Annotated in this window: 7 protein-coding genes; 5 read left to right on the top strand and 2 right to left on the bottom strand. The window is 69.7% G+C overall.

All coding sequences use genetic code 11. The features are described from left to right. Nucleotides 1–205: 205 nt before the first annotated feature. From A9X03_RS21485 to A9X03_RS21475, 3 genes are read left to right on the top strand one after another with little or no spacing between them, the layout of a single operon-like run. On the top strand, nt 206–1,597 hold the full coding sequence (locus A9X03_RS21485; protein ID WP_068262872.1) for an ammonium transporter: 1,392 nt from the start codon (nt 206–208) through the stop codon (nt 1,595–1,597). Next, nucleotides 1,594–1,932 (top strand): P-II family nitrogen regulator, encoded by a 339-nt coding sequence (locus tag A9X03_RS21480; protein ID WP_067748184.1) that lies wholly within the window; start codon nt 1,594–1,596, stop codon nt 1,930–1,932. The genes A9X03_RS21485 and A9X03_RS21480 overlap by 4 nt, the downstream gene beginning before the upstream one ends. Before the next feature lie 45 nt (nt 1,933–1,977). Continuing rightward, a complete protein-coding gene (locus tag A9X03_RS21475; RefSeq protein WP_068262871.1) occupies nt 1,978–4,443 on the top strand; it encodes a [protein-PII] uridylyltransferase in 2,466 nt (821 codons plus the stop codon). 14 nt (nt 4,444–4,457) lie between these two features. Here the strand turns inward: A9X03_RS21475 and A9X03_RS21470 are convergent, their stop codons facing one another. Further along, complete coding sequence (locus A9X03_RS21470) at nt 4,458–6,191, bottom strand: DEAD/DEAH box helicase (protein ID WP_068262859.1); 1,734 nt, start codon at nt 6,189–6,191, stop codon at nt 4,458–4,460. 105 nt (nt 6,192–6,296) lie between these two features. Beyond that, nucleotides 6,297–7,091: an alpha/beta hydrolase gene (locus tag A9X03_RS21465; RefSeq protein ID WP_067748180.1), complete on the bottom strand. Its 795-nt coding sequence runs from the start codon at nt 7,089–7,091 to the stop codon at nt 6,297–6,299. A gap of 154 nt (nt 7,092–7,245) precedes the next feature. Here A9X03_RS21465 and ffh point away from each other — a divergent pair, with 154 nt between their 5' ends. Together ffh and A9X03_RS21455 are read left to right on the top strand one after the other, a co-directional pair. Further along, on the top strand, nt 7,246–8,802 hold the full coding sequence (ffh, locus tag A9X03_RS21460) for a signal recognition particle protein (RefSeq protein ID WP_067748170.1): 1,557 nt from the start codon (nt 7,246–7,248) through the stop codon (nt 8,800–8,802). A 65-nt stretch (nt 8,803–8,867) separates the two neighbouring features. After that, nucleotides 8,868–9,947, top strand: coding sequence for an amidohydrolase family protein (locus A9X03_RS21455; RefSeq protein ID WP_156746626.1), 1,080 nt, complete (start codon nt 8,868–8,870; stop codon nt 9,945–9,947). Nucleotides 9,948–9,991: the final 44 nt, after the last annotated feature.

The following is a 9,991-nucleotide window of genomic DNA, read 5'->3' as shown; positions in this document are numbered from 1 at the left end:
GACGCGCTGCTCGGCTGAAACCGCTTACACGGCGAGCGGGACGTTAATACCGCCGAAACACAGTGGCCCCATTGCGGAAACAACCATTGCGCAAGGTTCTGGATCAGGTCACAGGCGTCGCCTGACGGCCATTCATGTCCTGACCGGAGGTGAGCGAGTGGCATTCCCGCAATTGGGCCAACCCGATACCGGCGATACCGCCTGGATGTTGGCGAGTTCCGCGCTTGTGCTGTTGATGACGCCGGGCCTTGCGTTCTTCTACGGCGGCATGGTGCGCACCAGAAGCGTGCTCAACATGATCATGATGAGCATCAGCGCGATGGGCGTCGTGACAGTGCTCTGGGTGCTCTACGGCTACTCGATGTCGTTCGGTGACGACCGGGGCGGAGTCGTGGGCAACCCGACCGATTATTGGGGCCTGGCAAAGCTTATCGGCGGCAACGCCGTCAAGGCGGACCCGAGCAAGGGCGTCACGCAGGTGGACATCCCGCTGGCAGGCACCATGCCCGCGACCGTCTTCGTGGCCTTCCAGCTGATGTTCGCGATCATCACCGTCGCGCTGATCTCGGGTGCGGTCGCCGACCGGCTCAAGTTCACCGCCTGGCTGGTGTTCTCCGGACTGTGGGCGACGCTGGTCTACTTCCCCGTCGCGCACTGGGTGTTCGCGGCGGACGGCTTCGCGTCCGAGCACGGCGGCTGGATCAACAACAAGCTGCACGCGATCGACTTCGCCGGAGGGACCGCGGTCCATATCAACTCCGGTGTGGCGGGCCTTGCGCTGGCGATCGTGCTGGGCAAGCGCAAGGGCTGGCCCACGACGCTGTTCCGTCCGCACAACCTGCCGTTCGTGATGCTCGGCGCCGGCTTGCTGTGGTTCGGCTGGTTCGGGTTCAACGCCGGTTCGGCGACCAGCTCGAACGGCTCCGCCGGTGCGACCTTCATGACCACCACCGTCGCGACGGCCACGGCCATGCTGGCCTGGCTGCTCACCGAGCGCATCCGTGACGGGAAGCCCACGACGCTGGGAGCGGCGTCGGGCATCGTGGCGGGCCTGGTGGCCATCACACCGTCCTGCTCGTCCGTCAACGTGCTGGGCGCCATCGTCATCGGCCTGGTGGCCGGCGTGGTGTGCGCGCTGGCGGTCGGGCTGAAGTTCAAGCTGGGCTTCGACGACTCGCTCGACGTGGTCGGGGTGCACATGATCGGCGGTCTGACGGGCACGCTGCTGGTGGGGCTGCTCGCCGCGCCGGAGAGCACCGCCATCAACGGCGTCACCGGGGTGTCCAAGGGGCTGTTCTACGGCGGCGGCTGGTCACAGCTGGAAAGGCAGGCGGTCGGCGCCTTCGCGGTTCTGTTCTACTCCGGCATCGTCACCCTGATCCTGGCTTTGATCCTGAAGTACACGATCGGGCTGCGTGTCCCCGCCGAAGAAGAATCAACGGGCATCGACGAGTCCGAGCACGCGGAGAGCGCGTACGATTTCGGAACGATCGGTGGGCAAGGATCCGTCCTCCCGGCGGCGCGCGTTCCCGTCGATGACCGCAACGGGCTGGAGGAGGATCGAGTGGGCGACAAGGTGGAGGCAGAGCAGGCATGAAGCTAGTCACCGCAATCGTGAAGCCGTTCACCCTCGATGACGTGAAGACCAGCCTCGAGGAAGCGGGCGTCCTGGGGATGACGGTCAGCGAAATCCAGGGGTACGGGCGGCAGAAGGGCCACACCGAGGTTTACCGGGGTGCCGAGTACTCGGTGGATTTCGTGCCGAAGGTGCGAATCGAGGTGGTGATCGACGATTCCCTGGTGGACAAGGTCGTGGACAGCATCGTCCGGGCGGCGCGCACCGGCAAGATCGGTGACGGCAAGGTCTGGGTCACCCCCGTGGAAACCATTGTGCGAGTGCGCACGGGTGAACGCGGAACCGATGCCCTCTGACCGCAGTCGCACATCGTTGAACCAGGCCGGACGGGCCGGGAGGGTATGACTAACCCACCCGGCCCGTCCGGCTCATCCGCAGCGGAAGCACAAACCGCCTGCGGTGCAAGCGATCTAGCAGCCTCGCGGCGCCGGCTGCTGGCGGAGGGCCGCGAGCTTGGTCCCGCAGAGCTGCGCAAGGCGTGGCTGGAGCTGCATGAATCCTGGTTGGCGGCCAAGGCGGACGAGATCGGCATCACCGACGACGGCGGTTTCGCCATCGTCGGGGTGGGTGGGTTGGGGCGCCGCGAACTGCTGCCCTATTCCGATCTCGACCTGATGCTGTTGCACGACAACAAATCCGACGAGGTGCTGCAACGAGTCGCCGACGGTCTGTGGTATCCGTTGTGGGACGCCAACGTTCGGCTCGACCACAGCGTGCGGACCGTCTCGGGGGCCCTGGGCGTCGCCAACAACGACCTGGTGGCCGCGTTGGGCATGCTCGACGCGCGCCACATCGCCGGGGACGAGCGGCTGTCGGCGGAATTGATCGCCGGGGCGCGACGCCAGTGGCGCAGCGCGATTCGATCCCGCATGGACGAACTAGTCGCGATGACATACGAACGCTGGCAACGATGTTGGCGCATCGCACAGCGGGCGGAGCCGGACCTCAAGTCGGGCCGTGGTGGCCTGCGCGATGTCCAACTTCTCGACGCGCTGGGCGTCGCCCAGCTCATCGACCGCCGCGGCATGGGCCATCCCGACGCGCCGGGGGGCTCGCTGGACGCGGCGTACCTGACGATGCTCGACGTGCGCACCGAACTGCACCTGGTATCCGGGCGCGGACGCGACCAACTGCTGGCCCAGTTCGCCGACGAAGTGAGCGCCGCGTTGGGCGTCGGGGATCGATTTGCGTTGTCGCGCTTGCTGTCCAGCGCCAGCCGCACCATCGCCTACCACGCCGAGACCGGCCTGCGGACCGCGCAGAACGCGTTGCCCCGCCGCGGGCTGACGGCGCTGGTGCGGCGCCCCAGGCGGCGACCGCTGGACGAGGGCGTGGTCGAATACGACGGCGAGGTGGTGCTCGCCCGCGATGCCCAACCCGGAACCGACCCCGGGCTCGTCCTGCGGGTCGCGGCCGCTTCGGCGGGCACCGGCCTGCCCATCGGCGCAGGCACGCTCAAACGGCTGGCCGACAGCGCTCCGGACCTGCCCTTGCCATGGCCGCGGGAGGCGCTGGACGACCTGCTGGTGGTGCTTTTGGCCGGGCCCACGGCGATCGACACGATCGAGTCGCTGGACCGCACCGGGCTGTGGGGCCGCCTCTTCCCGGAGTGGGACGCGGTGCGCGATCTGCCGCCGCGCGACGTCTCGCACAAGTGGACCGTCGACCGGCACATCGTCGAAACCGCCGTCAACGCCGCGCCGCTCACCACCCGCGTGGCGCGCTCGGACCTGCTCGCGCTCGGCGCGCTGCTGCACGACATCGGCAAGGGGCGCGGCACCGACCACTGCGTGCTCGGCGCGGAACTGGCGATCCCGATCGCCAAGCGGCTGGGCCTCTCCGCGGAGGACACCGCCACGCTCGCGGGCATGGTCCGCCACCATCTCCTGCTGCCGGTGACGGCCACCCGAAGCGACCTCAACGACCCCCAGATCATCGAGGCGGTGGCCGCCGCCCTACAGGGGGACCCGCACCTGCTCGAACTCCTGCAGGCGCTGGCGGAGGCCGACTCCAAGGCCACCGGGCCCGGGGTATGGAGCGACTGGAAGGCGTCCCTGATCGAGGACTTGGTCCGCCGCTGCCGGTTGGTGATGGCGGGCGAGCGGCTTCCCGAGGCGGAACCGATTGCGCCGCATTACCTTTCGCTGGCGGCCGACCGCGGTGTGCATGTTGAGATCAAGCCCAACGATCGCGAGCGCCTGACCGCGGTGATGATCGCGCCCAATCAGCGGGCGCTGGTCTCCAAGGCCGCGGCGGTGCTGGCATTGAACTCGCTGCGAATCCATTCGGCCCTGGCCAACGTTCACGACGGCGTCGCGATCGTCGAGTTCGTCGTGTCCCCGCTGTTCGGCTCGCCGCCCGAATCGGGCTTGCTGCGTCAACAATTCAACGGAGCGCTGGCCGGTGACCTCGACATCCTCAGCACGCTGGAGAAGCGTGACAGCGACGCGATCAGCGCCGCGACCGCGCGGGCCGGCGAGATTCAGGCCGGGGTGCCCGTCACCCGGTCGACCGCCCCGCCGCGCATCCTGTGGCTCGACGCGGCGACCGCCGGCCAGTTGATCTTCGAAGTCCGCGCCATGGACCGGCTGGGGCTGCTGGCGTTGCTGACCCGCGCGCTGGAACAGGCGGGGGCCGACATCGTCTGGGCCAAGGTCAACACGTTCGGTTCGACGGCCGCGGACGTCTTCTGCGTGTCGGTGCCCGCCGACGCCGAGCGCGACGCGCGAGCCGCGATCGAGGAGCATCTGCTCGCCGTGTTGGGCGGCCCCGCGGTGGAAGTGCTCCAAGAGCCGGTCGGCGACTAAGGCGTACTCAGGCGTCAGGAGTGCTCGGCGTTGAGGCGCCGCAGGGCCTCGATGCGGGCCTGGATCTGCTCGCGGGTCGCTGCGGCGATCGGCGGCCCCCCGCAACGACGGCGGAGTTCGCTGTGAATCCAGCCGTGCGGCTTGCCCGTTCGGTGGTGGGTGGCCGACACGAGGGAGTTCAGCTCGCGGCGCAGGTCGCGCAGCTGGCCGTGCAACGTGGGCCCCGCGGACACCGTGGCCGGCGTGCCCTGCGCGGCCCGCCGCTGCAGCTGCTCGTCCTGGCGGCGGTGCAGCAGCGCCCGCATCTGCTCGGCGTCGAGCAGGCCAGGGATGCCGAGGTAGTCGGCCTCCTCGTCGCTGCCGGCCGGGGCGGCGGTGCCGAACGACGACCCGTCGAAGATCACCTGGTCCAGCTCCGCGTCGGCGCCCAATGAGGTGAAGCCGGTGTCGGTCTCGGTCTTCTCGGTCTGCGTTCTGATGGCCGGGTCACCGTCGAGGGGGTCCTCGTCCGGGCGATGCGGTTCGCCGAGCACGTGGTTGCGCTGGGCCTCCAGCTCGCTGGCGAGTTGCAGCAGGTTGGGCACCGACGGCAGGAAGATGCTCGCGGTCTCACCGATGCGGCGCGAGCGCACGAACCGGCCGATGGCCTGTGCGAAGAACAGGGGCGTCGACGCGCTGGTGGCGTAGATCCCGACCGAGAGTCGCGGCACGTCGACGCCCTCGGAGACCATGCGCACCGCGACCAGCCACCGGCTGGTGCCGGCGGCGAATTCGCTGATACGGGCCGACGATCCGGGGTCGTCGGACAGCACCACCGTCGGCGCCTCCGAGGTCAGCTTCGTCAGCAGGGCGGCGTAGGCGCGGGCCGCCGTGCGGTCGGAGGCGATGATCATGCCGCCGGCGTCGGGCACGTGCTCGCGCTTCTGGCGCAGCCGTTGGTCGGCGGCCGCGATCACCGCGGGCATCCATTCACCGGCGGGGTCGAGCGCCGTGCGCCAGGCCCGGGCCGTGTGTTCGGCGGTCAGCGGCTCGCCCAGCCGGGCGGCGTGCTCCTCGCCGGCGCTGTCCCGCCAGCGCGCCTCCCCGGAGTAGGCCAAGAACACCACCGGCCGGACCACCCCGTCGGCCAGCGCCTCGGCATAGCCGTAGGTGTGGTCGGCCCGCGAACGCCGCACCCCGTCGGCGCCGGATTCGTAGGCGACGAACGGGATGGGGCTGTCGTCGCTGCGAAAGGGCGTGCCGGTCAGGGCGAGCCGGCGGGTCGCGTCGCCGAAGGCCTCGCGGATGGCGTCACCCCACGTCTTGGCGTCGCCGCCATGGTGGATCTCGTCGAAGACGACCAGCGTCTTGCGCTGCTCGGTGCGCACCCGGTGCAGCGTGGGGTGGGCGGCAACCTGCGCGTAGGTGACCATCACGCCGTGGTATTCGCCCGACATCTGGGCGTTGGAGTTGGAGAACTTGGGGTCCAGGGCGATGCCGTGCCGCGCCGCGGCCTGCGCCCACTGCACCTTCAGGTGCTCGGTGGGCACCACGACGGTGATCTGCTCGACGGCGCGCTGGCCCAGCAGTTCGGCCGCCACCCGCAACGCGAACGTCGTCTTCCCGGATCCCGGGGTCGCCACGGCCAGGAAATCGCGCGGCTGGCCGGTCAGGTATTTGACCAGCGCCCTGCGCTGCCATCCGCGCAGCGCCCGGCCGCCGCTGTCGTCGACGGAAGTCTCCGTGCGAGCGACCGGTTGCACGGACATTTCCCCCCGGGTGGTTGTAATTTTCGATGTGGCCAGCCAGATTAGGCGATGGCTGTGAAATCTAGCACGCCAACGCTTTTCGGCGCAGTAACGACTCGAGCGCGGCTACCGCGCCCGGCTCGCCAGGTCGCGCGCCGACAACCATGCATGGATGCGTTCGGCGACGTCAGCCCAGCCGGGCTCGAGCATCATGTTGTGCCCCATCGAGAAGAAATGCGGCTCGGTCCGGTAGGCGCGCGCGGTGGCGCGTACTTCGCCGATGCTCACGAACCCGTCGTGCTCGGCGCCCAGGACCAGGATCGGGGTGGTCACCCGCCGGGTTCGGACGCGGCGGAGCACCGGGTCGGTCATGGCCGCGCGGACGCTCTCGGCCCCGGCGCGTTGCCTGCAGGATTCGACGATGTCCTCGGGCGTGTCGGCGCAGAACAGGTACTCGCGGGCCAGCGCCGGGGTCGCCAGGAATTTCAGTAGCGTGGGGTCGCTCCACGCTTCCATGGTCATCGACGGCCGGCGACGCCAGACCCGCAACGCCAAGGTGAGCACGCCCTTCGGCGGCACAGAGCCCACCAGCACCGCCGCCGGCGCGTTGTGCTCTTCGAGGTAGCGCTGGATGACGAAGCCGCCCAGCGAATGGCCGATGAGCACTGGCCAACCGCCCAATTCGTCGGCCACCGAACGGACGTCCTCGATGTAGTCGGCGATGGAAACCTTGTGCAGCGGCTTCGCGGTCGGGCTGCCCCCGTGCCCGCGCAGGCTCACCGCAACCGCGCGATAGCCCGCGTCGGCGAAGAAGTCCAGGAAATGTTCCCAGCACCATGCGCCGTGCCAGCCGCCGTGCACGAAGAGCAGCGGCACCGGGTGGTCTCGGGTGCAGGATCCTTTGTCGATCACCTCGAGCATCCGACCATTCAATAGCGCGATCGCCTGCACCGGTGCCGGTTCGCGAGACATAAACCATTGCGACCGGCCTCGGCGTGTCGTCACAGCCGGTTATGTGTCGCGGTCGATGGGCGGCGGCGGGGCCGCCAACCCGTACAACCACTAGGCTGGCGGGGTGTTTGAATCGCTGTCCGACCGGTTGACCGGTGCACTTCAGGGACTACGCGGCAAGGGTCGACTGACCGACGCCGACATCGAGGCCACCACCCGCGAGATCCGGCTGGCGCTGCTGGAAGCCGACGTGTCGCTGCCCGTGGTGCGGGCGTTCGTCACCCGGATCAAGGACCGCGCCAGGGGCGCCGAGGTCTCGGGTGCGCTCAACCCGGCGCAGCAGGTCGTCAAGATCGTCAACGAAGAGCTCATCGGCATCCTGGGCGGCGAGACCCGCCAGCTGGCCTTCGCCAAGACACCGCCGACCGTGGTGATGCTCGCCGGTCTGCAGGGTTCCGGTAAGACCTCGCTGGCCGGCAAGCTGGCCGCCTGGCTGCGCGGCCAGGGGCACACCCCGCTGCTGGTGGCCTGCGACCTGCAGCGGCCGGCCGCCGTGAACCAGCTGCAAGTCGTCGGTGAGCGCGCCGGGGTCCCGGTGTTCGCGCCCCACCCGGGCGAGTCCCCCGAATCGGGTCCCGGCGACCCGGTCGCCGTGGCCGCCGCCGGGCTCGCCGAAGCCCGCGCGAAGCACCACGACGTCGTCATCGTCGACACCGCCGGGCGCCTGGGCATCGACGAGGAGCTGATGGCCCAGGCCGCGGCCATCCGCGACGCCGTCAACCCCGACGAGGTCCTGTTCGTGCTCGACGCGATGATCGGGCAGGACGCCGTCACCACCGCCGAGGCGTTCCGCGAGGGCGTCGGCTTCACCGGCGTCGTGCTGACCAAGCTCGACGGCGACGCCCGCGGTGGCGCCGCGTTGTCGGTCCGCGAGGTGACCGGCGTCCCAATCCTTTTCGCCTCCACCGGAGAAAAACTGGAGGACTTCGACGTCTTCCACCCGGACCGGATGGCCAGCCGCATCCTGGGCATGGGCGACGTGCTGAGCCTGATCGAACAGGCCGAGCAGGTCTTCGACGCCGAGCAGGCCGAGGCCGCCGCCGCCAAGATCGGCACCGGCGAGCTGACACTCGAGGACTTCCTGGAGCAGATGCTCGCCATCCGCAAGATGGGCCCGATCGGCAACCTGCTGGGCATGCTGCCCGGGGCCGGGCAGATGAAAGACGCGCTGGCCCAGGTCGACGACAAGCAACTCGACCGCCTGCAGGCCATCATCCGCGGCATGACGCCCGAGGAGCGGGCCGACCCGAAGATCATCAACGCCTCGCGGCGGCTGCGCATCGCCAACGGGTCCGGCGTCTCGGTGTCCGACGTCAACCAGCTGGTCGACCGCTTCTTCGAGGCCCGCAAGATGATGTCGTCGATGCTCGGCGGCATGGGCATCCCCGGCATGGGCCGCAAGTCCGCGACCCGAAAGGCCAAGGGCGCGAAGGGCAAGAAGGGCAAGAAGGGCGGACGCGGTCCCACTCCGCCCAAGGTCCGCAACCCGCTCGGCGCCGGGATGCCCGGCATGCCGGCCGGGTTCCCCGACCTGTCGCACCTGCCCGAGGGCCTCAACGAGTTGCCGCCCGGGTTGGCCGACTTCGACCTGTCCAAGCTCAAGTTTCCGGGCAAGTCGTGACGATCGCGAGCGCGGCGGAGCCGGGCGAAGCGGGTCGTCACGGTAGGAACTAGCCCGCCGTGCGCATGCACGTGCGAGGTGTCGGGCTGCCCGACGAGACGCCGAGCGAGCTCTGGATCGTCGACGGCCGGATCAGCGCCGAACCGGTCGCCGGCGCCGACACCGTCTTCGACGGCGGCTGGATCCTGCCCGGCCTGGTCGACGCGCACTGCCACGTCGGCCTCGGTGAGCACGGCGAGATCCCGCTCGACGACGCGATCGCCCAAGCCGAAATCGAACGCGACGTCGGTGCGCTGCTGTTGCGAGACTGCGGCTCACCCACCGACACCCGCAGCCTCGACGACCACGACGACCTGCCCCGCATCATCCGGGCCGGGAAACATCTGGCCAGGCCCAAGCGCTACGCGGCCGGCTTCTCGCGCGAACTGGAAGACGAGTCGCAGCTGCCCGAGGCGGTCGCGCAAGAGGCGCGCCGCGGGGACGGCTGGATCAAGCTGGTCGGCGACTGGATCGATCGCAGCGTCGGCGACCTCGCCCCGCTGTGGTCCGACGACGTGCTCAAGGCCGCGATCGAGACGGCGCACGCCCACGGCGCCCGTGTCACGGCGCATGTCTTCAGCGAGGACGCGCTGCCCGGCCTGATCAACGCCGGCATCGACTGCATCGAGCACGGCACCGGCCTGACTGACGACACCATCGAGCTGATGGTCGAGCGCGGCACCGTCCTGGTTCCCACGCTGGTCAACATCGTCGAGAATTTTCCCGGCATCGCGAACGCCGCCGCCGCGAAGTACCCGACCTACGCCGCCCACATGCGCGACCTGCATGCCCGCGGCCCGGGGCGGCTCGCCGCGGCCCGCGACGCCGGCGTGCCGATCTATGCGGGCAGTGACGCGGGCACCATGGTCGCGCCCGGGCGCATCGCCGACGAGGTCGAGGCACTCAAGGGCATCGGGATGAGCCCGACCCAGGCCCTGGGCTCGGCGTGCTGGGAAGCCCGCCGGTGGCTGGGACGCCCCGGCCTCGATCACGGCGCGTCCGCGGACCTGCTGTGCTATTCCGACGACCCGCGATCGGGCGCTGACGTGCTGTGCCGGCCCGACTTGGTGATCCTGCGCGGCAAGGTTTTCCCCCCTTCGGCGTAACCCCCGCGCGGCCGCGAGGACTGTGTCCGCGTGGCCTACCGCGG

It is taken from the genome of Mycobacterium sp. E1715, from assembly GCF_001667625.1.
Taxonomy (GTDB): domain Bacteria; phylum Actinomycetota; class Actinomycetes; order Mycobacteriales; family Mycobacteriaceae; genus Mycobacterium.
This window is presented reverse-complemented; position numbering and strand designations above follow the sequence as displayed.